A 22,782-nucleotide genomic window follows, 5' to 3' on the forward strand; every position below is an offset into this window, starting at 1 on the left:
AGTGGACCCGCACGGACGGAATCTCCTCCTTGCGGATGAGATCAGGCCGTTTCCGCCGACCGTTCCCGCCGGGCGCGTGCCGCCCCGCCCGCTCCGAAGCGCACCGCCCGAGCCCCCGCCTCGCCCCTCGCACACGGAAGTGCCCCGCGGATCCGCTCCGCGGGGCACTTCCTGGTCGGCGCCGGTCCGGTCGGCGTCAGTCCTCGTCGGCGAGGATCAGGTACAGCTTCTTGCGGGCGTCGCCGATGACGGCGAGCGCCTTCTCGCGCTGCTCCTTGCTGCCGGTCTTCCAGACCTGGCCGAAGGCCTCCATGAGGCCGAAACCGGCCTGCCGGATGTCGTTGAGAGCCTCCCAGTCGACGCCCCGCGAGGCCTCCTCCCAGGGTGCTTCCGGGCCTTCCTCGGCCGCGGTGCGGCCCGCCTCGGTGAGCGCGAAGAGCTTCTTGCCGCCCTCGCTCTCACTGGCGATCAGCCCCTCGTCCTCCAGCAGCTGGAGGGTGGGGTACACCGAGCCGGGGCTGGGCTTCCACGCCCCGCCGCTGCGCTCGGCGATCTCCTGGATCATCTCGTAGCCGTGCATGGGCCGGTCCTTCAGGAGGGCCAGGATCGACGCTCGTACGTCTCCCCGCCGGGCCCTTCCCCTGGGTCCGCCGCGTCCTCGGCCTCCCCAGGGACCCCCGTGGCCGAAGCCCGGTCCGAAGGGGCCGCCGGGACCGCCGCCGGGCCCACCCGGCCCGAAGGGGCCGAAGGCCGCACGCCGGCCGTCGAAGCCGCCTCGGCCGAAGGGCCCGAACGGGCCGGCTTCTCCGTGACCGGGACCGTGCCCACCGTGCCCGCGCTCGTATCCGTGGTTGCGCATCGCCATCACTCCACTCAGTCGTTGATCTGTCGCGATGTCTCGACGATATATCGGAAACTATCGGAGAGCAAGCATCGTAGGTCCGATCGATCTGGAAGCGGGCGCCTCGCGCACCGTGACGAGCCCGGCGCGCCGGACCCGAGCACCACCGGGCCCCGAGGACCCGCCGGTTCCGGGTTCCGCCGGCCGAACGCGCGGAAAACGGGCCGCCATCACGGAATTGGCCTTGGCCCGCGGGCTCGGGCGGGTCCTAGCGTCGGGTCATGCGCATCCGAATCGTCGACGCCTTCACCGACCGGCCCTTCGCCGGCAACCCCGCGGGGGTCCTCCTCCTCGACACCTTCCCGGACGACGGGCGGCTCCAGCAGGTCGCCCTGGAGGTGAACCACGCAGAGACCGCGTTCGCCCACCGCCTGCCCGCGGACGGCGATGCCGACTGGGCGCTGCGCTGGTTCACCCCGGCCACCGAGGTCGCGATGTGCGGCCACGCCACGCTCGCCACGGCCCACGTCCTGCACACCACCGGCGTACACGAGGGGCCGGTGCGGTTCGCCACCCTCAGCGGCGTCCTGGTGGCGACGCCCGGGGAGGACGGCTCGATCACCCTGGACTTCCCGACCGCGCCGCTCACCCCGGTCGAGGCGCCGGCGGGCGTCGCGGCGGCCCTGGGCGCCGAGCCCCTGACCGTTCTGGACACCGGCCCGCACATCCGGGACCTGCTGGTCGAGGTCGCCGACGAGAAGACCGTCCGCGCACTGGCGCCGGACCTCAAGGCGCTGGCCGCCCACTCGGAGCGCGGCGTCATCGCCACCGCCCGGGCCGAGGACCCGGCCCGGGGCTACGACTACGTCTCCCGGTGCTTCTTCCCCAACGTCGGCATCGACGAGGACCCGGTCACCGGCAGCGCGCACACGGCACTCGCGCCCTTCTGGTCCGCGCGCCTCGGCCGCCCCGCACTCACCGGCCTCCAGGCGTCACCCCGCTCCGGGCGGGTGCGCACGCACCTGCGCGGCGGGCGCACGCTGCTGACCGGACACGCCGTGACGGTGATCGAGGGCGAGCTGCTGGTCTGAGTCACGCCGAGGGCCCGGTCCTCGCGGAGACCCTGGTCCGCGAGGGCCGCAGGGCCCGCACGCTCACGCCGTCGGCAGCCAGTCCACCTTCCCGGCGAGCAGCCCGTAGCCGACGAAGGCCCCGATGTCGAGCAGCGAATGGGCCACCACCAGCGGCCCCACGCGCCCCCAGCGGCGGTACAGGTGGACGAACACCACGCCCATCACCATGTTGCCGACGAACCCGCCGATCCCCTGGTAGAGGTGGTACGACCCGCGCAGTACCGAACTGGCCGCCAGGGACGCGCCCGTCCCCCAGCCGAGCTGGTCGAGCCGGCGCAGCAGGTAGCCGACGACGATGACCTCCTCCAGGACGGAGTTCTGCACCGCCGAGAGGATGAGGACGGGGTACTTCCACCACACGTCGGGCAGGGCCTCGGGCACCACGGTGAGGTTGAAGCCGAGGCCGCGCGCGGCCAGGTAGAAGGCGATGCCGGTGCTGCCGATGACGGCGGCCACGGCGGCCCCCCGGCCCAGGTCCGGCCACGGACGGGTGCGGTCGAAGCCGAGGGTGCGCAGGCTCCGCCCCTCACGCAGCAGGAAGTGCGCGACGAGGGCGACCGGGACGAGTGCCGTGGTGATCCCGAAGAGCTGCCAGGCCAGGTCGAGCCAGGGGCGGCCGGGCGCCGCCGAGGCGTTGAGGGTGGCGGCCTGGTCCTTGAGCCCGCCCGGCCGGGTGACCGAGCCGACGAAGCTGATGAGGGCGGAGACCCCGCTCGCGCCGAGCGAGAGCGCGAGGACGAGCAGCGTCTCGTCCCGCAGGATCCGCCGCGAGAGCCGCTCCTCGGTCAAGAGCTGCTCGCCGAGTCGCTTCTGAGGGAACGCATCGTCCACCGGGCCCGCCTCCGCCATGCACACCTGCCTCCAGCTGGAACGTCACAGCTTGCCCGATCAGTATGGGGCGGCGCGCGGCGGGGGCGGGCCCGGTGGCGGTCAGCTCAGCGACACCGACTCCGCTTCCGGCTCGGTCTCCGGCAGACCCACCGGCCACAGGTGCACGGGGTCCCCTTCCCGCATGAGCTGGACGTAGCGTCGGGTCGTGGCGGCCAGCGCGGCCTCCCGGGACAGGCCGGCCTCCAGTGCCCGGTGGAACGTGGCCGCCTGCCAGGACGCGCCGTTGACCCGGCGTCGGCACCGCTCGTCGATGACGCCGAGGTAGAAGTCCCGGTCGGCGGGCTCCACGCCCCACGCGTCCAGGCCCGCCTCGGCGAGCGGCAGCAGCTCGTCGCGGACCAGGACGGCGGCGTCGATCTCGGCGGTGCCACCGAGGCGCCCCCGCCGGGGCCACTCGAAACGGGCGTCGATGCCGTGGCGGCACGCCGCCTCGAAGTTGGCGGCCGCGGCCTCGAACGGCATCCGGGTCCACACCGGCCGGGGTTCGTCGGCGAGAGCGCGCACGACCCCGTAGTAGAAGGCCGCGTTGGCGATGACGTCGGTGACGGTGGGGCCCGCGGGCAGGACCCGGTTCTCCACCCGCAGGTGCGGGACGCCGTCGGCGATGTCGTAGACGGGGCGGTTCCAGCGGTAGACGGTGCCGTTGTGCAGGACGAGCTCGGACAGCGAGGGCACGCCTCCGGCGTCGAGGACGTCCAGCGGGTCCTCGTCGTCGCAGATCGGCAGCAGTGCCGGGAAGTAGCGCCGGTTCTCCTCGAACAGGTCGTAGGCCGAGGTGACCCACCGCTCCCCGAACCAGGTGCGCGGCCGTACGCCCTGGGCCTGCAGTTCGGGCGGGCGGGTGTCGGTGGACTGCTGGAACAGCGGGGGCCGCGACTCGCGCCACAGCTCGCGGCCGAAGAGGAAGGGCGCGTTGGCGCCCAGGGCGATCTGGGCGGCGGTGACGGCCTGGGCCGCGTTCCACACGTCGGCGAAGCGGTCCGGGGTGACCTGGAGGTGGAGCTGCACCGAGGTGCAGGCGGCCTCCGGGGCGATGGACTTGGACGTGCAGCTCAACCGCTCGACACCCTCGATGTCGAGGGTGAAGTCCTCGCCGCGGGCGGCCACGATCTGCTCGTTGAGCAGTGCGTAGCGGTCGACGGCGGAGAGATTGGACGAGACCAGGTCGTCCCGGTCCAGGGTCGGCAGAATGCCGATCATCGCGATTCCCGCGTCGACCTCGCCGGCCTTGCGGTCCGCATACGCCAGGGACGTGCGGATCTCCTCGGCGAGCCGGTCGAATACCCGGCCGCCCAGGCGGTGCGGAGCGATGTTCACTTCCAGGTTGAACATGGCGAGCTCGGTTTGGAAGTCACGGCTCGCGATGCGCTCGAGGACTTGCGCATTCAACATTTTCGGCATCCCGTCGGCACCGACGAGATTCAATTCGATCTCCAGCCCCATCAGGTTCTTCGGACGGTCGAACCGCTTCTCCGCCAGAAGTCGCTCCAGGCCCGTCAGGCACCGCTGGAGCTTCTCGCGGTAGCGCTGGCGATCGGACAGGTCGAACTGACCTGCCACGACCTTCTCCCCCATGGAAGAGTCCCTTCTCGGAGCGATGTATGGAAGATCCGGCCGCCGCTGGCAGGTGGCCGGTCAGGTGGGATGATGCCCAGCCGAAGCGATCGATAACGTCCCCGCGCCGGTCCGGCAGCCGCTACGCTGTGCCGGTGTTGTCCGGTGGCACATTCACCAGGCATGGCACGTCGAGCAGTTTCCCGGACCGGCACCTCGTGAAAAACGCCGACGACAATTGGCCGACCGCTCGGTGAACATTCCCCGAGGTCACCGTCGTACACCCGGTACGAAATGCGGAGGATTCCCGCAGAACGACGGCCGAATGCAACCTTGTACTGGTTACCGCAATCGGCTAGTCGAAACACAGTCTGAACACGTGTCGTATAAACTCCGCGGACAGGCAGTGGACCGGCGCCCACGGTCGCCGGGTCCTGCCGTCGAGCTGACGCGCGGCAGGCCTCTCCCACTTCTCGTTCTCCGGAACCGGTCCCTGCCTCTCCCAGCCCTGTGGCCGACAGCGTCGTCCGCCCCGCTCCGCCCTCGCGCCACCGTGCCTTCGAATGAGAGGCGACCCATCATGCCCCTGCGTGTCCCCGAGGCCCCCGCGGCCGCCCTGCGTTCCGTCCTCACGGCCCTCTCCTCTCCCACCGCGGTCCGTGAGGCCCGCACCCCCGCCCTGCTCGGCGCCCGGGGCCCCGCCACACCCGAACTGCCGCTGCCCGTGCACGTCCTCGACCGGGTCACGGCGGAGGGCGTGACGGCGACACGGCTGACCGGGTGGCGCTTCCACATCCGGTGCGGCGACCGGGCGGTGGCCGCGGCGGAGACGATGCTGACCCCCGACGGCTGGGCCTTCTCGCACTTCTTCGAGGGTCCCTACGTCGCCTCGACCGAGCACGCCCTGCGCCAGGCCGAGTCGATGGCGCAGCCGTACCAGCCCCGTCTGCTGTCGGTTCCCGAGCTGTACATGCTGACACTGTGGCTGCACGGCGACGGTGGCGCGGACGCCTCGGCCGGGCACCCCGCGGCCACCGACCTGCTGGTGCCGCTGGCACCGGCCCCGCCCGGCATCGCGGCCCACCGGCCGCACCGGGTCGCCGAGCTGCTCCCGGTCCTCACGCACCGGATGACACCGACGCGGCTGCTGGGCTCCCCCGCCTGACCCGCCCGTCGCACGCGGTCCGCCGGCCCGTCCCGCCCGCCCGTCCCGTTCGCCCGGGCCGGGCGGGCCCAGGCCGGACGGCTGGGCCGGGCGGGCGGGACGGGACAGCCCGATCGGCCCAGCCCGTGCCCGCCCAAATCCTCCGCCCACCCGCGCGGACTAGCCCCATCCGGCCATGCAGAACCACCCGAAGTGACAGTGCAGTTGGGCTGAACCGTCCGCGCGGGTGATGCGTCATCAACCTGTGAGAAGCGGTGCTGCGAAATACCTGCGGATCGACGCCCGTGGGGCAACACTGGGTTCGGACCGACTCGACAACGGGGGGCGGCCATGAACGAGGCTTCACGCCGAAGGCCAGACAAGACAGCGAACGCACCCATCACCACGGACCGAGAGACCCCACTCATGTGTCAGCACCAGCCACCGTGCCCCTCAGCCGTCTCCGCCGACCGGGAGTCCGCCCGTCTCGTGGCGCACCACCCGGAGCAGGGGTGGAGCCTGCTGTGCAACGGTGTCGTCCTCTTCGAGGACACCGGTGAGCTACTGCCGGACGGCCGGGTCATCGCCCCGCACCGCCCGGTCGGCGCGGGTCTGACGACCGCAGCCTGACCACCGTCCGGGCGGGGTGACACCGCACCGCCCGGTGCCTCACGGGGCCGGCCCGCAGCCACGGCTGCGCACCGGCCCCCACGCGTGTCCGGGGCCGGTCACTCCCCGTAGTCCGCCCGCGTCGACACGGTGACGGCCCGGTTTCCCGGGCCGGTACACCCTTCCCCCGGGCGTCCGGTTTCCGGAAGACTCCTGGAGGATTCACGGTCGGTGTCGGCGAAGGTGGGGATGTGGCAGCAGACGAGGCCCGGGCCGGGACGACTTCCGGCGGGCGGGGCAGGGTCACCATCACGGACATCGCCCGCCGCGCGGGCGTCTCGGTGCCGACCGTGTCCCGGGTCGTGAACGGCCGGTCGGACGTGTCGCCCGGGACCCGGGCACGGGTGGAGGAGCTGCTGCGTCGGCACGGGTACCGCAAGCGCGCCGCGGCGCCCGGACGCCGGGCCGCCCTGCTCGACCTGGTCTTCAACGACCTGGACAGCCCCTGGGCCGTGGAGATCATCCGAGGCGTCGAAGAGGTGGCCCACGCCGCCGGGGTCGGCACCGTGGTCTCGGCGGTCCGCGGACGCTCGGGCGACGCCCGGCAGTGGATGCGCAATCTGCGCGCCCGGGCCTCGGACGGCGTCGTCCTGGTCACCTCGGCCCTGGACCCCGTGCTCCAGCAAGAGCTGCGCGTCCTCGGCGTGCCCCTGGTCGTCGTCGACCCGGCGGGCTCCCCGGCCCTGGACGTGCCCACCGTCGGCGCGGCCAACCGGGCGGGCGGCACGGCGGCCACCGAGCATCTGCTGTCGCTGGGACACCGCAGGATCGGCCTGATCGCCGGGCCGCCTCGACTGCTGTGCTCCCGGGCCCGCCACGACGGCTACCGCGCCGCCCTGGAGGGCGCCGGCGTCGCCGTGGACGAGTCCCTGATCGTCCCCGGTGACTTCCGCCACGAGTCCGGTTACGCGGCCTGCGAGGCCCTGCTGACCCTGGCCGATCCCCCGACGGCGATCTTCGCGACCAGCGACCAGATGGCGCTCGGTGCGATCGAGGCGCTGCGCCGACGCGGGCTGACCGTGCCGCGGGACATGAGCGTCGTCGGCTTCGACGACCTTCCGGAGGTCCGCTGGTCGGCGCCGCCCCTGACGACCGTGCGCCAGCCGCTCGCCGACATGGGCAGGGTGGCCGCGCGCACGGTGCTGGACCGGGCCCGCGACGAACGGCCCGACCCGCCCCGTGCCGAGTTGGACACGGAACTGGTCCTCCGCTCCAGCACGGCGCCCCCGCCCCTCACGCCCTCCGCGCGCGTATGCGGCGCGGCGCACGCACCACGACCTGCCCCCAGCTGATCTCGCCCGCGATCTCCACCCTCAGCACCACGGGAGCGCCGGTGTCGAGGGTCCTCGGCGTCTTCACCTCGGCGTAGCTCGTCACGAGGGAGTCGGTGTCCACCACGATGCCGGGCCGGGTCAGGATCTTCAGCGCCCCGGCCCGCATGTCCAGGTCGATCCGCAGGGTGTCGCCCGTGATCACCGCCCGGGCGAGGTCGAGCGTCACCTCGCCCCAGGCCGACCGGATCTCCAGCCGTCGCGGGACCACCCAGCCCGCGCCCCGCCGGGTGGACGCGCCCTCCTGCTCGATGCGGACGACGTCCCTCGCCGCCGCTGCCGCGGCACCGTCCGCCGCGAGCGGCAGGTCGGCGGTCAGGGCGGCCAGCTCCCCCTGGGTGCGCGCGGTGAGCGCCGCCCCCACCCGCTCGTCCAGCTCCTCGGCGGTCAGCCTGCCGTCGCCTGCGGCGGCGCTCAGCGTCTCCACCGCCCGGTCCCGGTCCGTGTCCGAGGCCCGGAGCTCGGGCATCGCACCGTCCTGCGAGGGCTGCACCGGCATAGCTCGACCCCGTTCTCCCCGGACGTTCCGCGAAACGCCTCGTCCCTGTGATCCGACCCGCACGCTAACGCTATATCGCGTTACACCCCGTGGCCAACCCCCTCCACCCCGCGCCCTTGCCCCGTTCCGTCACGCGACCCGCTCGACAGCGACCATTCATCGACAAGGATCTACATCGACTTCACCCGCACTATGGCGACGTGACCGCCCCGGGCCCGCACGTACCCGGGACGACGCCTTTCCCGGGCTACGGTGCCCCCATGAGCCTGAGCATCCGCAACCAGCTCCCCGGCACCGTCACCTCCGTCACCCCGGGCGAGGCCATGGCGACGGTCTCGGTCCGTCTCTCGGGCGGCCAGGACCTCACCGCGGCGATCACCCGGGAGTCCGCCGAGGAGCTCGCGCTCGCCCCCGGCACCGCCGTGCGGGCCCTGGTGAAGTCCACGGAGGTCGCCCTGGCCACCGGGCGCGTCGACGGCCTGTCCATCCGCAACCGGCTGCCGGGCACGGTCACCGCCCTCACCACGGGCGCCGCGATGGCCTCCGTCGCGGTCGCCGTCGAGGGCGCCGAGCTGACCGCGGCCATCACCCGGAAGGCCGCGGACGACCTGGACCTGGCCGTCGGCGCTGCCGTCGTCGCGCTGATCAAGTCGACGGAGGTGTCGCTCGCCACGGCCTGAGACGCCGAGAGGCCCCGTCCGGTCCCCTGGGGCCCGGACGGGGCCTGGCTCGCTCGGTGCGGGACTCAGTCCTCGTACGCGTCCAGCGGCGGGCAGGAGCAGACGAGGTTGCGGTCGCCGTAGGCCTGGTCGATACGGCGCACCGGCGGCCAGTACTTGTCGGCGGCGGACACGCCGGCCGGGAAGACGGCCTCCTCGCGGGTGTACGCGTGGTCCCATTCGCCGCCCAGCGCGCCCGCGGTGTGCGGGGCGCCGCGCAACGGGTTGTCGTCGGCGGACCAGGTACCGGATCCGACCTTCTCGATCTCCGCCCGGATGGCGATCATCGCCTCGCAGAACCGGTCCAGCTCGGCCAGGTCCTCGGACTCGGTCGGCTCGATCATCAGCGTGCCGGCCACCGGGAAGGACATCGTCGGCGCGTGGAAACCGTAGTCGATCAGGCGCTTGGCGACGTCGTCGACGCTGACGCCGGTGGACTTCGTCAGCGGGCGCAGGTCGATGATGCACTCGTGCGCGACCAGCCCGCCCGGCCCCGTGTACAGCACCGGGAAGTGCGGCTCCAGGCGCTTGGCGATGTAGTTGGCGGACAGCACGGCCACCTGCGTGGCGCGCTTGAGCCCCTCGCCGCCCATCAGCCGCACGTACGACCACGAGATCGGCAGGATGCCGGCCGAGCCCCACGGCGCCGCCGAGATCGGTCCGACGCCCGTCTGCGGGCCCGCCGCGGGCTGCAGCGGGTGGTTGGGCAGGTACGGCGCCAGGTGCGACCGTACGGCCACGGGGCCGACGCCGGGACCGCCGCCGCCGTGCGGGATGCAGAAGGTCTTGTGCAGGTTCAGGTGGGAGACGTCGCCGCCGAAGTGGCCGGGCTTGGCGAGGCCGACCAGGGCGTTCAGGTTGGCGCCGTCCACGTAGACCTGGCCGCCCGCCTCGTGCACCTGCGCGCAGATGTCGGCGACGTGCTCCTCGAACACGCCGTGCGTGGAGGGGTACGTGATCATCAGCACGGCCAGCTCGTCGCGGTGCTTCTCGATCTTGGCGCGCAGGTCCTCGACGTCGATCTCGCCGTCCCCGGCGGTCTTGACGACGACGACCTTCATGCCGGCCATCACGGCGCTCGCGGCGTTCGTGCCGTGCGCGGAGGACGGGATGAGGCAGACGGTGCGCTGCTCGTCGCCGTTGGCCCGGTGGTAGCCGCGGACGGCGAGCAGGCCGGCGAACTCGCCCTGGGACCCGGCGTTGGGCTGCAGGGAGACCTTGTCGTACCCGGTGACCTCGGCGAGCCGCTCCTCCAGCTCACGGATGAGGGTCAGGTAGCCCTGCGCCTGCTCGGCGGGCGCGAAGGGGTGCAGCGCGCCGAACTCGGACCAGGTGACCGGCTCCATCTCGGTGGTCGCGTTGAGCTTCATGGTGCAGGAGCCCAGCGGGATCATGCCGCGGTCGAGCGCGTAGTCCCGGTCGGCCAGGCGGCGCAGGTAGCGCAGCATCGCGGTCTCGGAACGGTGCTGGTGGAAGACGGGGTGGGTCAGGAAGTCGTCGGTGCGCAGCAGCGCCTCGGGCAGCGTCTCCTCGGTGTCGGCGTCCAGCGCCTCGATGTCGCCCTCGATGCCGAACGCGTTCCACACGCCGCCGACCTGGGCACGCGTGGTGGTCTCGTCGCAGGCGAAGGACACGTGGTCGGTGTCGACGAGACGCAGGTTGATGCCGTTCTCGCGGGCGGCGTGGACGATCGCGTCGGCCCGGCCGGGCACCCGGGCGGTGACGGTGTCGAAGTAGGCGCCGTGCACGATCTCGACGCCGCCCGCGGCGAGACCGGCGGCGGTGATCGTGGCGTACCGGTGCGTGCGCCGGGCGATGGCCCGCAGTCCCTCGGGGCCGTGGTAGACGGCGTACATGCCGGCCATGACGGCGAGCAGCACCTGCGCGGTGCAGATGTTGCTGGTGGCCTTCTCACGGCGGATGTGCTGCTCGCGGGTCTGCAGGGCCAGGCGGTAGGCCTTGTTGCCGTCCGCGTCCACGGAGACGCCGACCAGACGGCCGGGCAGGCTGCGGGCGAACTTCTCGTGCACGGCCATGTAGCCGGCGTGCGGTCCGCCGAAGCCCATCGGCACACCGAAGCGCTGCGTAGTGCCGACGGCGATGTCCGCGCCCAGCTCGCCCGGCGAGGTGAGCAGCGTGAGGGCGAGGAGGTCGGCGGCGACGGTGACCAGCGCGCCGAGTTCGTGCGCCCGGTCGATCACCGGCTTGATGTCGCGCACGGCGCCGGAGGCGCCCGGGTACTGGATCAGGACACCGTTGATCTCCCGCTCGGCGACCTCGGCCGGGATGCCGTCGCTCAGGTCGGCGACGACCACCTCGACACCGGTCGGCTCGGCACGGGTCTGTATCACGGCGACCGTCTGCGGCAGGGCGTCCGCGTCGACCAGGAACAGGCCCTTCTTGTTCTTGCCCATGCGCCGGGACAGGGCCATCGCCTCGGCGGCGGCGGTGCCCTCGTCGAGCAGCGAGGCACCCGAGGTGGGCAGGCCGGTCAGCTCGGCGACCATGGTCTGGAAGTTCAGCAGGGCCTCGAGCCGGCCCTGGGAGATCTCCGGCTGGTACGGCGTGTACGCCGTGTACCAGGACGGGTTCTCCATGACGTTGCGCAGGATGACCGGCGGGGTGAAGGTGCCGTAGTAGCCGAGGCCGATCATGGAGTCGAGGACCTGGTTGCGGTCGGCCAGGGAGCACAGCTCGGCCAGCACCTCCGCCTCGGAGCGCGCACCCGGCAGGTCCAGCGCGTCGGCGTTCTTGATCACTTCCGGCACGGCGGCGGCCGTCAGCTCGTCGAGCGAGCCGTAGCCGACCTGCGCGAGCATCTTGGCCCGGGCCTCGTGGTCGGGGCCGATGTGGCGCTGCTCGAAGGGCATGGCCTGTTCGAGTTCGGAGAGCGGAGTGCGATGGGCGGTCATTGCGGAGGCCTCCTGGTCTGACGACCTTCGAGGGGCACCAAGGCGCGGGTACCCGGACGGCCTCCCCCTCTGTCATCTCAACCTGAGAGCTTCACCGGACGAGCCCTGGGGCTCTCCCGGCTTTCACCGTCGGTGAGAGCGGAAGCCGTGACACCCGCTCTGCTTTCCAGAGTGACCTCGTCCGTGCGGTACGTGAGCCTGAGAGATTCCGGGGAGGATTTGCTCCTTCGGCGCCTCCGGTGATGCCCGGAGGACTCTCCCGCGCGGGGTCAGCAGCCGTTTGCCAGCGTACCAGCGAGGCCGAGGCGCGGACTCGGCGTGGCCGCCGTGCCCCGGGCTTCGAGTGGCCGACCGACGCCATGTGTTCTTTTGTAGTACTTACGGATGATTAGGCGGCTGGTGTGCGACCCAGTGCGGCCCAGGTGCGATCAAGTGGAGGGCCCCGTGCGTACTGACATCGATCCGCGGAACCTGATCGGCCGCAAGGCGTTCGACCGCGACGGCACCAGGATCGGCACCGTGGACGAGGTGTACCTCGACGATGCCACCGGCGTCCCCGAGTGGGCGGCGATACGGACGGGCCTCTTCAGCAGGGACGCCTTCGTCCCCCTGGAGCCGAGCGAGCTGGTCGACGGCGCCCTGCGCGTGCCCTTCGACCGGTCCCTGATCAAGGAGGCGCCCGACTTCGGCGTCGGCCGCCATCTCTCGCCGGAACAGGAACTCCAGCTCTACCACCACTACGGCCTGGACGTCGCGCCCTCGCCCTCGCCCCCGCCCTCCGACCACGACTTCGGCAAGCTGGCCGGCAAGGGCAACGACGACGGCTGACCCTCCCCGCCCTCCGCGCCGGCGACCAGCGGCAGGGGGTCCGCCGGGATCAGGTCCGGGTCGCCGACCGGGAAGGTCCGCACCCTGCCGACCTCCGAGTAGGGCGTCTCGAACCGCACGGTGACCCGGCCCAGCCCGCTGCCCTGCACCCACCCGTGCCCCAGCTCCGCGTGCCGCACGTCGTGTCCCGCCGGCCACCGCCGCTCGGCGGGTGAGGCGCTGTGCTCCTCCACGGGCTCGGCCTCGGGCTCCTCGGCGAGATCCTCGGCCCGGCCCCCGGCGGCCTGGGCGAACAGGTCCTCCTGTGTGAAGTCGGCGAGCCCGGTGACCCCCACCCCGAGCAGCCGCACGCCACCGGTCGTGTCGACCGAGTCCAGCAGCCTGGCGGCGGCTTCCCGCACCACCGAGGGGTCGTCGGTGGGCCCGCGCAGCGTCTCGGAGCGGGTGAGCGTGGAGAAGTCGTACCTGCGGACCTTGAGCACGATGGTCCGCCCGGACAGGCCGGAGCGGCGCAGCCGCCGCACACAGCGGTCCGCGAGCCGCCCCACCTCGACGCCGACCCGCACCCGGTCGTGGATGTCCACGTCGTAGGTGTCCTCGACGGACACCGACTTGGTCTCCCGCTCGGCCACCACCGGCCGCTCGTCGCGGGCCAGCGCCATGGCGTACAGCGCGTGGCCGTGCGCGTTGCCCAGCAGCCGCACCAGCTCGTCCTCGCCGGCCTCGGCGATCTCGCCGACCGTGGTGATCCCCGCCCGGCGCAGGTGGTCCCCCGTGGCCGGCCCGACTCCGGGCAGCGTCCGCACGGTCATCGGCTCCAGCATGGCCCGCTCCGTCCCCGGCGGGATGAGCACCAGTCCGTCGGGCTTGGCCTCCTCCGAGGCGATCTTGGCGAGCATCTTGGAGGCGGCGAGCCCCACGGAGCCGGTGAGCCCGGTGACGGCGCGGATGTCCGTCCGCAGCTTCACCCCGGCCAGGCGCGCCGACTCCGCGTCCCAGGCCGTCCCGCCGGCCTCCAGGTCCACGAAGGCCTCGTCCAGGCTTAGGGGCTCCACCAGGGGCGACAGCTCGCGCAGCAGCCGCATCACCTGCTCGCTGATCGACCGGTAGAGCTCGAAGCGGGGGACGAGGTAGGCGGCGTGCGGGGCGAGCCGACGGGCCTGGCCCATGGGCATCGCGGAGTGCACGCCGAACACCCGCGCCTCGTACGAGCAGGTGGCGACCACGCCGCGCGGCCCGAGGCCGCCCACCACCACGGCCTTTCCGCGCAGGCTCGGCTTGGACGCCTGCTCCACCGAGGCGAAGAAGGCATCCATGTCGAGATGCAGGATCGTGGGCGCGGTTCTCACATCTCCGATGCTGCCCTACGCCACTGACAATGCCGTCCTCACCGCCGGACGGAACCGGGGCGCGGCGCGGTCAGACCGCCCGGTTGTTCCTCCGCCGGGCCAGCTCGTCCGCCGGATTGTGCCCGACCAGGGTCTCGCCCGTGTCGATCCGCTCCCCGTGCAGCTGGGACAGCGCGCTCTCCACGTCCCGCCAGACCACCCCGACGGCGATTCCGAAGACGCCCTGGCCGCCCTGGAGCAGGGCGTGCACCTCGTCGGGCGAGGTGCACTCGTAGACGGTGGCGCCGTCGCTCATCAGCGTCATCCGCTCCAGATCGCGAAAGCCGCGCTCCCGCAGGTGCTGGACGGCGGTCCGGATGTTCTGCAGGGACACCCCGGTGTCGAGGAAGCGCTTGACGATCTTCAGCACGACCACGTCCCGGAAGCTGTAGAGCCGCTGCGTCCCGGATCCGTGCGCGGGCCGCACGCTGGGCTCGACGAGACCCGTGCGGGCCCAGTAGTCGAGCTGCCGGTAGGTGATGCCGGCGGCCGCGCAGGCCGTCGGCCCGCGGTAGCCGATCTGCTCGGACGCCATCGACGTCGCCCCTCCGCTGGTCGGCACGGCTGCCCGTCGCTGTGGACCGGGATCGGCCGCAACACCCTGCTGGGCGTGGCCCGCGCCTGCGCGGAGCCGGGTGCCCGGGGGCGGGTACGGACCGCCTGCCCCGAGGCTGGGCCCGGGGCCACCCCCAACCGTACCGTCGCCGCTGATTCTCACGCCGACCTCCGTCCTTGACCTGCCTCCTCGAAGGTAGGCAGTCACCAAGGGTGCGTCAACGATCGCCACACTCGGCACGCCGAGTGATAATCACCCTAAGAGTGGTTTCCCGTGCCCGATCCCGGGAAAGGCTGGTCGGATGTGCGCGAAACGGGCCGCGTCTCACTGGTTGCTGGTCCCGAAGTCCTCGGGCGAGATCTGGTCGAGGAACTCGCGGAACTTCTCCACCTCGTCCTCCTGCTCGTCCGGGATCGCGATGCCGGCGTCGTCGAGGACCGTGTCGCTGCCGTAGATCGGCGTACCGGTGCGCAGGGCCAGCGCTATGGCGTCGGACGGCCTCGCACTGACCTCGACGCCGCTCGCGAAGACCAGCTCCGCGTAGAAGACCCCGTCACGCAGGTCGGTGATACGCACTTCCGTGAGCTCCTGGCCGACGGCCTCCAGCACGTCCTTGAACAGGTCGTGCGTCAGCGGCCGCGCCGGGGCCATGCCCTGCTGGGCGAAGGCGATCGCCGTCGCCTCCCCCGGTCCGATCCAGATGGGAAGGTAGCGGTCGCCGCCCACCTCGCGCAGCAGCACGATCGGCTGGTTGGAGGGCATCTCGACCCGGACACCTACGACATCGAGCTCGTTCACACAGCAACCCTAGGCCGTGCCCGGGACGTTTGGGTAGTCGGGCCGGGATCGGGTGGGCGATCCGGGTCTGTATCGGCTGCGCGACCCGGATTCTCCGTCCCGCCCTCTTCAGGGCAGCCGCACGCCCAGGGCGGTCTGCACCAGCGCCGCGTGCAGCTTCACCGCCAGACCGGCCAGCTCCTTGGTGCGGGCCTCCGCGTGGGCCCTGGTCTGAGGGTTGCGGTGCCGCTTCAGCGGGGCCACCACCTGGTCCACGAGCCCGGCCTCCCGGTCGGCCGCGGCCTTCATCGCCCGCAGGTGCCGCGGTTCGATCCCGAACCGGCCCAGCTGCACCACCAGCGATGCCACGGTGACCGCCTCGGCGTCGTACGCCCCGTCGGGCAGCGGAGCGAGGAGCCCGTACGACTCCCACTCCTTCAGGTCCCGGTCGTCGACCCCGGCCGTGGCGAGCAGCTCGTCCCGCCCGATCCGGGCCACCGTCGCCCCTTCGACCGGTTCCGGTACGGCTTCCCCGTCCCGCTGACGGCCGACTCTCGGCAGGGCGACGGCCTCGCCGCGCTCCACGGCGTCCAGGTGCTCGCGGATCACCTTGAGCGGCAGGTAGTGGTCGCGCTGCATGCGCAGAACCTCACCGAGGCGTTCCACGTCGTGCGCGCTGAACTTGCGATACCCGGCCGGGGTCCGCCGCGGCTCGACGAGACCCTCCGACTCGAGGAAACGGATCTTGGAGACGGTGATGTCGGGGAACTCGTCACGCAGCGCGTTCAGCACTGCGCCGATGCTCATCAGCCCACTGTCCGTGGCGGCGACGCCGTGACCGGCGCCGCCGCTCGGTGTTTGAAACATGGACCTTCCCTGGGGGTTCCCCGGGCGGGCGGCCCGGGGGCGGGTCAGTAACCCCGCTGGCTCGCGTAGAACACCAGCCGGTACTTGCCGATCTGCACCTCGTCACCGTTCGACAGGGCGACCTGGTCGATGCGCTCCCGGTTGACGTACGTGCCGTTCAGGCTGCCGACGTCGGCGACCGTGAACGAACCGTCCGGGCTGCGGCGGAACTCCACGTGCCGGCGCGAGACCGTCACGTCGTCCAGGAAGATGTCGCTCTGCGGATGACGTCCGGCGGTGGTCAGCTCGCCGTCCAGCAGGAAGCGGCTGCCCGAGTTCGGGCCACGCCGCACGACCAGGAGCGCGGAGCCCAGCGGCAGCGCGTCGACGGCCGCCTGCGCCTCGGGAGAGAGCGCCGGCATCGCGGTCTGGCCGGTGACCTCGGAGTCGTAGGCCTCCAGGCCGGAGATGGAGATCGTGGAGGTCGTCTCCGACGCACGCTCCGGGACCGCGCCGGCCCGCAGCGGAGCGCCGCAGTTGGAGCAGAAGCGGCTGTTCTCCGCGTTGCGGTTGCCGCACCTCGTACACACCAGGGCCGACATGGACGGATCCTCCTGCCGCGGCTGCCCCACCGGGGCGCTCGACGCGTACGGGTCGGGGGTGTACCCACCACCCGTACCTGCGGCGGAGGGCTGGCCGAAACCTATGCCGCCGGACTGAGAAGGGTCAACAGACGGCGCGCCCGGACCACCCACCTGGTCCCGGTACATCGGGCGCCGGCCCTCCGCATCGGGCTGTGCGCGATGACGGGCGGTCGCGTTGTCGCCGCTGCCCTCTCGCGCGCTCTTGCCGAACAACTTCGCAAACAACTTCACGGGCGATTCCCCTTGACCGAAACAGACCCGCCCGTGGGGCAGGACGAACCCTTACTGAACGCACTGACCGACCCGGACACCTTCACAACGTCCGTCTCCACCGGACAGTTTCCACCACGCACCACCCAATCGGTGCGCCGACCCCCCGCAACCTCATGCCCTCGCCGGACGCCCCCCATGCACCGCCGGTTCACTGGGAGGACGACCGAGCGTAGTCAGGCCGCTCCGCCGCTCGCAAGGCGTCCACGACGATCTTGCTCGACCTCTCGACAGTAACGGTGGCCTGTTCCTTCTCCAGAGTCTGCACCACTCCTCCAGGAATGTTGAGAGCCGGCTCGAGGTCCTGCGGCTTGCCGATGACCTGGAAACGATAGGGCGCGTTGATCTTGTTCCCGTCGACGCCGACGGAGTTGCCGGAGTCCGCGAGGTACGTGCCGGCGACGACCCGGACACCGTTCACCTGGATCGCCTCCGCACCCGCCGCACGCAGCTCCTGGATCGCGTCGAGCAGCATGTCCGCCTCGACCGTTCCCTTCGTGTCCTCGATGGTCACCGTGATGCCGGGCCCCTGCGCGGCCACGGTGCCCGCGAGAACGCCCAGTTGCCGCTCCTTCTCGAGCGTCTGCTTGCGGGCCTCCTCCGCCTGGTCGGAGCTGTTCTCGAGCTCGTCGCGCTGACTCTCGAGACCCTGCTTCTCGTCTTCTAGACGCTGAGTACGGTCGTCCAGTTCATCGAGGATGCGGACCAGATCTTCCTGGCGGGCGCCGCGCAGCGCGCTGTCGTTGTCGCTGTTGGACGCCACCTGGACGGCGAGGCCGAAGCCGAGCCCGAACAGCAGCAGGGCCACGATGAGTTGGGCCCGCGTGAGGCGCGGCGGCCACAGCCCCTTCAGGAGCCGCTGCCTGCCGGTCAGTCCGTTCCGCTCCGGCCGGGTGTCCTGCGGTGCGCCGGCCGCCGGCGGTTCCGCGTCCGGGTCCGGGTCCGGGCCCGCCGAGGACGCCACTTCGTCGGGCAGCTCCTTGCGCAGCCGGTTCGCGCTCTGCTCGTCGTGATCGCTCATCCGCCTCACGCCCGGAAGACGTGGCGTCGGATCGCCGCGGCGTTGGAGAAGATACGGATGCCGAGGACCACCACGACACCGGTGGACAGCTGCGCGCCGACGCCCAGCTTGTCGCCGAGGAACACGATCAGGGCGGCCACGACCACGTTCGACAGGAACGACACCACGAAGACCTTGTCGTCGAAGATGCCGTCGAGCATGGCCCGCAGACCACCGAAGACGGCGTCCAGCGCCGCCACGACGGCGATCGGCAGATACGGCTCCACGGCTGCCGGCACCTCGGGCCGGACCAGCAATCCGGCCACGACTCCCACGACGAGGCCCAGTACGGCGATCACGATGTGCCCTTCTCGGATATCGGCTGTGCTGTACGTACGATCAGACTCGGTGCGGCCGGCAGCGTGAGGTCGTCCGCGACGGAGATGGCGGTGCGGATGCCGTAGCTCTCCTGCAGGGCGTTCAGGTACAAGCCGTCGGCACTGTCCTGGAAGGCCCTGCTCAGCCCCTGGCCGTCCCCCACCGCGAGCACCGAGTACGGCGGCACCAGCGGCCTGTTGTCGACCAGTATCGCGTCACCGGCGGCCCGGATCGCCGACAGTGCCGTCAGACGCTGTCCGTTGATGGAGATCGCCTCGGCGCCTGACTCCCACAACCCGTTGACCACGCGCTGCATGTCGCGGTCCCGCACCCGGCCCGTGTCGGAGAAGCCCGAGGTGCCGCGCGGCTGCCCGTCCGCGCCCGAGCTCACGTCCTTGGCGTCGTCGACCACGAGCTTCACCCCCGGGCCGTGCACCTCGACCGCGCCCGACAGCATGCCCACCAGGTCGGACCGGTCGCCCTCGCCGCTCTTCTCCAGCGCCTCGCGCCGACGCGTGTTCACGTCGTCGCGCAGCGCGTCGACGCTCTTCTCCAGCTTGTCGGCGGCCGAGGTCTCCCCCTCTATGCGGTCGACCAGCTCTTCACGTTCCTTGGCGACCACGGGGGCGGCCACGCGTGCCTGGGCGGCGCCGACGGTCACGACCAGGGCCGCGAGCACGAGCCCGGCCGCCAGGCCCAGCTTGGCACGGAGCGTCCTGGGCATCCCGCCGCCGCCGTCGGCCTTCTTGCGCGCGGCGGCCTCGGCGTATCCGTCGTCGAGACTGTGGTCCATGACGTTCGTCAGCAACGACATGGACGCGTCCGGGCGCGCGGGCCGCGTGGCTGTGCTCCGAACGGGGGGTGGCTGCGGCATGCCGCACATCGTCGCACGCCGCCGCCACTACCTCCGAACGGCCCCACCGGCGTGCCGGACAGGCCCCCTTGGGGACACTTGTCCGGCACGTACGCGTGCGGCCCGTCCTACCGGCCCGCGCTGTCCACCACCGCGGCCCACTCGTCCAGCAGCGCCTGCGCCGAGGCGTCGTCGGGGCCCTCGGCCCACAGGTGCGTGACCGCCTCCGCCGGGTCGGGCAGCACCATCACCCAGCGTCCGTCGGTCTCGACGACCCGGACTCCGTCCGTGGTGTCCACGGACCGGTCCCCGGCCGCCTCGACGACTCGCCGCATGACCAGGCCCTTGACCGCCCAGGGAGTGGCCAGGTCCCGCTTGAGCACGTGGGCCCGCGGGATCCGCGCGTCGATCTGGCTCAGGGTGAGCTGGGTGCGCGCGACCAGTCCGATCAGCCGCACGAAGGCCGCGGTGCCGTCGTACACGCTGCTGAACTCGGGGACGATGAACCCGCCCTTGCCGTCTCCGCCGAAGATCGCCCCTTCCTCGCCGCCGACCCGGGTCAGGTCGTCGGGAGAGGTGGTCGTCCACTCGACCTGCGTGCCGTGGTACGCGGCGACCTGCTCGGCGATCCTGGTGGTCGTCACCGGCAGCGCGACCCGTCCACTGCGCCGCTCGGCCGCGATCAGGTCCAGCATCACCAGCAGCGCACGGTCGTCCTCGATGATGCGCCCCTTCTCGTCGACGAGCGACAGCCGCTCACCGACCGGGTCGAACCGCACGCCGAACGCGGCCCGCGAGGACGCGACGATCTCACCGAGGCGCACCAGGCCGGACCGGCGCATCTCGGCCGACTCCGTGGGCCTGGCCTCGTCGAGACCGGGGTTGATGGTCAGCGAGTCGACGCCGAGCTTCCCGAGCAGGCTGGGCAGTACCAGCCCGGCGCTGCCGTTGGACGCGTCGACGACCACCTTGAGCCCGGACTCCGCGATACCGGTGATGTCGATGTTCCGCAGCAGCGACCCGGTGTAGGAGTCGAAGACACTCGACGGGAAGTGCAGGTCGCCGATCTCTCCGGGGAACGCCCGCCGGTACTCCTGTCGCGCGAACACCCGGTCCAGCTTCCGCTGGCTTCCCTGCGACAGGTCGGCGCCCTGGCCGTCGAAGAACATGATGTCGACGGAGTCCGGCACACCCGGGGTGGTCCGGATCATGATGCCGCCGGCACTGCCCCGCGCGGTCTGCTGCCGCGCCACGGGCAGCGGTACGTTCTCCAGGTCGCGTACGTCCATGGCGCTGGCCTGCAGAGCGGAGATCACCGCCCGCTTCAGCGCGCGGGCACCACGGGAGTGGTCGCGGGCCGTGGTGACGGTGGACCCCTTCTTCAGGGTCGTCGCGTACGCGCCGGCCAGTCGCACCGCGAGCTCCGGGGTGATCTCCACGTTCAGGATGCCGGAGACTCCGCGGGCACCGAACAGGTGCGCCTGCCCGCGGGACTCCCAGATCACCGAGGTGTTGACGAAGGCACCGGCCTCGATGGTCTTGAACGGGTAGACCCGCACATTGCCCTGGATGATCGATTCCTCACCGACCAGGCATTCGTCACCGATGACCGCGCCGTCCTCGATCCGCGCGGCACGCATGATGTCGGTGTTCTTGCCGACCACGCAGCCCCGCAGATTGCTGTGCGGCCCGACGTAGACGTTGTCGGCCACCACGGCCTTGTGCAGGAAGGCGCCGCTCTTGACGACGACGTTGGACCCGATCACGGTGTGTTCCCGGATCTCTGCGCCGGCCTCGACCTTGGCGTAGTCGCCGATGTACAGGGGGCCGCGCAGCACGGCGTCCGGATGCACCTCGGCGCCCTCGGCCACCCAGACGCCGGGCGAGATCTCGAAACCGTCGATGTCGACGTCGACCTTGCGCTCCAGAACGTCGGCCTGGGCCTTCACGTAGCTCTCGTGGGTGCCGACGTCCTCCCAGTAGCCCTCGGCGACGTAGCCGTAGATGGGCTTGCCTTCCTTCATCAGCTGCGGGAAGACGTCACCGGACCAGTCCACGGGCACATCGGGGTCGACGTAGTCGAAGACCTCGGGCTCCATGACGTAGATGCCGGTGTTCACGGTGTCCGAGAAGACCTGGCCCCAGGTCGGCTTCTCCAGGAAGCGTTCGACCTTGCCCTCTTCGTCGACGATGGTGATGCCGAATTCGAGGGGGTTGGGCACCCGCGTCAGACACACCGTGACGAGCGAGCCCTTTTCCTTGTGGAAATTGATCAGGTCGGTGAGGTCGAAGTCGGTCAGGGCATCACCGGAGATAACGAGGAAGGCGTCGTCCTTCAGCGCTTCCTCGGCGTTCTTGACGCTTCCGGCGGTACCGAGTGGCTTCTCCTCGTTGGCATAGGTGAGCTCCATGCCGAGCTCTTCGCCGTCACCGAAGTAGTTCTTGACCAGTGAGGCCAGGAACTGCACGGTGACGACGGTCTCGTTGAGCCCATGCCTTTTGAGCAACCGAAGCACATGCTCCATGATCGGCCGGTTGGCCACCGGCAGGAGCGGCTTGGGCATGCTCGAGGTCATGGGACGAAGGCGTGTACCTTCGCCTCCAGCCATCACGACGGCCTTCATGTCGGAAGCGTCCTCCTCTGAGAGATGACGGTTCAGCCGACTTCACCCGTCCAGGGTCCCGCACTTTTGCAGCGCGGGCCATCCGGCCACCGAGGCCGCAAGATCTGTGAGTTCAATCGGCTGCGGAGTCCGCACGTACCAAGCGGCGGACCTGCACCACGTAGAGAACACCTGCCCACCAGTACAGGGTTGTACCCCACCCAGCGAACGCCCATCCGAAAACTGCGGCGAGTGACGCGATCCATCCGCTTCCGTCACTGAGCAGAAGCAGGGGGAAGGCGTACATGAGGTTGAAGGTGGCGGCCTTGCCCAGGAAGTTCACCTGCGGCGGCGGATAGCCGTGCCGCCGGAGAACGCCCACCATCACCAGCAGCACCGCTTCCCGGGCGAGCAGTACAAGGGTCAACCAGAGCGGGAGAATCTCGCGCCAGGTGAGTCCGACGAGCGTCGACAGGATGTAGAGGCGGTCGGCGGCAGGGTCCAGGAGCCGGCCGAGGCTGCTGATCTGATTCCAGCGCCGCGCGAGCTTTCCGTCCAGGTAGTCGCTGACCCCGCTGAGGGCGAGCACCAACAGCGCCCAGCCGTCGCTCTGCGGGCCACCGAACTCGGGCCGCAGGATGAGCCACAGGAAGACGGGTACGCCGACCAGACGCGCCATGCTGAGGATGTTCGGGATGGTGAAGACCCGGTCGGTCTGCACGCGGGTCTCCTGGACCTCCACGCGGGGGCCTCCTGGGGTGAACGAGCCGATGATGCCCACTGACCTTACCTCAACGCAAAAAAGCTCTGGCTCTCGGGCTGCGTGCCCAAGAGCCAGAGCTCTAAAAGGAGTTCGGCGGCGTCCTACTCTCCCACAGGGTCCCCCCTGCAGTACCATCGGCGCTGTAAGGCTTAGCTTCCGGGTTCGAAATGTAACCGGGCGTTT

21 protein-coding genes, 1 rRNA gene and 1 riboswitch are annotated in these 22,782 nt (G+C 71.2%); of the genes, 6 read left to right on the forward strand and 16 right to left on the reverse strand.

What is annotated here, in order from left to right; genetic code table 11:
- Positions 1 to 196: 196 nt before the first annotated feature.
- Positions 197 to 859 (reverse strand): PadR family transcriptional regulator, encoded by a 663-nt coding sequence (locus EV562_RS13445; RefSeq protein WP_133887017.1) that lies wholly within the window; start codon positions 857 to 859, stop codon positions 197 to 199.
- A 263-nt stretch (positions 860 to 1,122) separates the two neighbouring features.
- Between EV562_RS13445 and EV562_RS13455 the strand changes: the two genes are divergently transcribed.
- Complete coding sequence (locus EV562_RS13455) at positions 1,123 to 1,932, forward strand: PhzF family phenazine biosynthesis protein (RefSeq protein ID WP_133887018.1); 810 nt, start codon at positions 1,123 to 1,125, stop codon at positions 1,930 to 1,932.
- Positions 1,933 to 1,995: 63 nt separating this feature from the next.
- Here the strand turns inward: EV562_RS13455 and EV562_RS13460 are convergent, their stop codons facing one another.
- On the reverse strand, positions 1,996 to 2,823 hold the full coding sequence (locus tag EV562_RS13460) for a type II CAAX endopeptidase family protein (RefSeq protein ID WP_133887019.1): 828 nt from the start codon (positions 2,821 to 2,823) through the stop codon (positions 1,996 to 1,998).
- 81 nt (positions 2,824 to 2,904) lie between these two features.
- Entirely contained in the window at positions 2,905 to 4,440 is a 1,536-nt protein-coding gene (locus EV562_RS13465; RefSeq protein WP_133887020.1) for a glutamate-cysteine ligase family protein, read from the reverse strand.
- 559 nt (positions 4,441 to 4,999) lie between these two features.
- Here EV562_RS13465 and EV562_RS13470 point away from each other — a divergent pair.
- The 3 genes from EV562_RS13470 (at position 5,000) to EV562_RS13480 (ending at position 7,524) form a co-directional block, all read left to right on the forward strand.
- Positions 5,000 to 5,584, forward strand: coding sequence for a hypothetical protein (locus EV562_RS13470; RefSeq protein ID WP_166661749.1), 585 nt, complete (start codon positions 5,000 to 5,002; stop codon positions 5,582 to 5,584).
- Positions 5,585 to 5,989: 405 nt separating this feature from the next.
- Positions 5,990 to 6,193 (forward strand): DUF5999 family protein, encoded by a 204-nt coding sequence (locus tag EV562_RS13475; protein ID WP_003977451.1) that lies wholly within the window; start codon positions 5,990 to 5,992, stop codon positions 6,191 to 6,193.
- A 230-nt stretch (positions 6,194 to 6,423) separates the two neighbouring features.
- Entirely contained in the window at positions 6,424 to 7,524 is a 1,101-nt protein-coding gene (locus tag EV562_RS13480; RefSeq protein WP_133887022.1) for a LacI family DNA-binding transcriptional regulator, read from the forward strand.
- Here EV562_RS13480 and EV562_RS13485 read toward each other — a convergent pair.
- Entirely contained in the window at positions 7,466 to 8,032 is a 567-nt protein-coding gene (locus EV562_RS13485; RefSeq protein WP_243860045.1) for a DUF1707 domain-containing protein, read from the reverse strand. The two genes, EV562_RS13480 and EV562_RS13485, sit on opposite strands and share 59 nt — an antisense overlap.
- A gap of 290 nt (positions 8,033 to 8,322) precedes the next feature.
- On the opposite strand from EV562_RS13485, the gene EV562_RS13490 reads away from it, so the two are divergent.
- Positions 8,323 to 8,742: a TOBE domain-containing protein gene (locus tag EV562_RS13490; protein WP_133887024.1), complete on the forward strand. Its 420-nt coding sequence runs from the start codon at positions 8,323 to 8,325 to the stop codon at positions 8,740 to 8,742.
- A 65-nt stretch (positions 8,743 to 8,807) separates the two neighbouring features.
- Here EV562_RS13490 and gcvP read toward each other — a convergent pair whose 3' ends face one another.
- The gene (gene gcvP / locus EV562_RS13495; protein WP_133887025.1) at positions 8,808 to 11,693 is read right to left on the reverse strand and encodes an aminomethyl-transferring glycine dehydrogenase; all 2,886 of its coding nucleotides are present in this window, start codon (positions 11,691 to 11,693) and stop codon (positions 8,808 to 8,810) included.
- A 176-nt stretch (positions 11,694 to 11,869) separates the two neighbouring features.
- Positions 11,870 to 11,965, reverse strand: a riboswitch (glycine riboswitch).
- Between the two features lie 172 nt (positions 11,966 to 12,137).
- On the opposite strand from gcvP, the gene EV562_RS13500 reads away from it, so the two are divergent.
- Entirely contained in the window at positions 12,138 to 12,521 is a 384-nt protein-coding gene (locus tag EV562_RS13500; protein ID WP_208298342.1) for a PRC-barrel domain-containing protein, read from the forward strand.
- Here EV562_RS13500 and EV562_RS13505 read toward each other — a convergent pair.
- The 11 genes from EV562_RS13505 to rrf form a co-directional block, all read right to left on the reverse strand.
- Positions 12,431 to 13,870, reverse strand: coding sequence for a DNA polymerase IV (locus EV562_RS13505; protein ID WP_133887027.1), 1,440 nt, complete (start codon positions 13,868 to 13,870; stop codon positions 12,431 to 12,433). The genes EV562_RS13500 and EV562_RS13505 overlap by 91 nt on opposite strands.
- Positions 13,871 to 13,940: 70 nt before the next feature.
- A complete protein-coding gene (locus EV562_RS13510) occupies positions 13,941 to 14,627 on the reverse strand; it encodes a MerR family transcriptional regulator (RefSeq protein ID WP_208298343.1) in 687 nt (228 codons plus the stop codon).
- A gap of 162 nt (positions 14,628 to 14,789) precedes the next feature.
- On the reverse strand, positions 14,790 to 15,263 hold the full coding sequence (locus EV562_RS13515; RefSeq protein WP_030189411.1) for a bifunctional nuclease family protein: 474 nt from the start codon (positions 15,261 to 15,263) through the stop codon (positions 14,790 to 14,792).
- Between the two features lie 108 nt (positions 15,264 to 15,371).
- On the reverse strand, positions 15,372 to 16,109 hold the full coding sequence (locus EV562_RS13520) for a MerR family transcriptional regulator (protein WP_133887029.1): 738 nt from the start codon (positions 16,107 to 16,109) through the stop codon (positions 15,372 to 15,374).
- 44 nt (positions 16,110 to 16,153) lie between these two features.
- Positions 16,154 to 17,005, reverse strand: coding sequence for an FHA domain-containing protein (locus EV562_RS13525; protein WP_243860054.1), 852 nt, complete (start codon positions 17,003 to 17,005; stop codon positions 16,154 to 16,156).
- A gap of 148 nt (positions 17,006 to 17,153) precedes the next feature.
- Entirely contained in the window at positions 17,154 to 18,023 is an 870-nt protein-coding gene (locus tag EV562_RS13535) for a DUF881 domain-containing protein (RefSeq protein WP_133887032.1), read from the reverse strand.
- 5 nt (positions 18,024 to 18,028) lie between these two features.
- The gene (locus EV562_RS13540; protein ID WP_003977440.1) at positions 18,029 to 18,361 is read right to left on the reverse strand and encodes a small basic family protein; all 333 of its coding nucleotides are present in this window, start codon (positions 18,359 to 18,361) and stop codon (positions 18,029 to 18,031) included.
- A complete protein-coding gene (locus EV562_RS13545) occupies positions 18,358 to 19,194 on the reverse strand; it encodes a DUF881 domain-containing protein (protein WP_166661750.1) in 837 nt (278 codons plus the stop codon). Before EV562_RS13545 ends, EV562_RS13540 begins: the two co-directional genes overlap by 4 nt.
- A gap of 167 nt (positions 19,195 to 19,361) precedes the next feature.
- The gene (locus tag EV562_RS35885; protein WP_133887034.1) at positions 19,362 to 21,857 is read right to left on the reverse strand and encodes a mannose-1-phosphate guanyltransferase; all 2,496 of its coding nucleotides are present in this window, start codon (positions 21,855 to 21,857) and stop codon (positions 19,362 to 19,364) included.
- 112 nt (positions 21,858 to 21,969) lie between these two features.
- Positions 21,970 to 22,578 carry a CDP-alcohol phosphatidyltransferase family protein gene (locus EV562_RS13555; protein WP_133887063.1) on the reverse strand — a complete coding sequence of 203 codons (609 nt, stop codon included), beginning with the start codon at positions 22,576 to 22,578 and terminating at the stop codon, positions 21,970 to 21,972.
- A gap of 109 nt (positions 22,579 to 22,687) precedes the next feature.
- Positions 22,688 to 22,782 (reverse strand): 5S ribosomal RNA (gene rrf, locus EV562_RS13560); the annotation flags it as partial.

Source organism: Streptomyces sp. BK208, assembly GCF_004364245.1.
GTDB lineage: Bacteria > Actinomycetota > Actinomycetes > Streptomycetales > Streptomycetaceae > Streptomyces.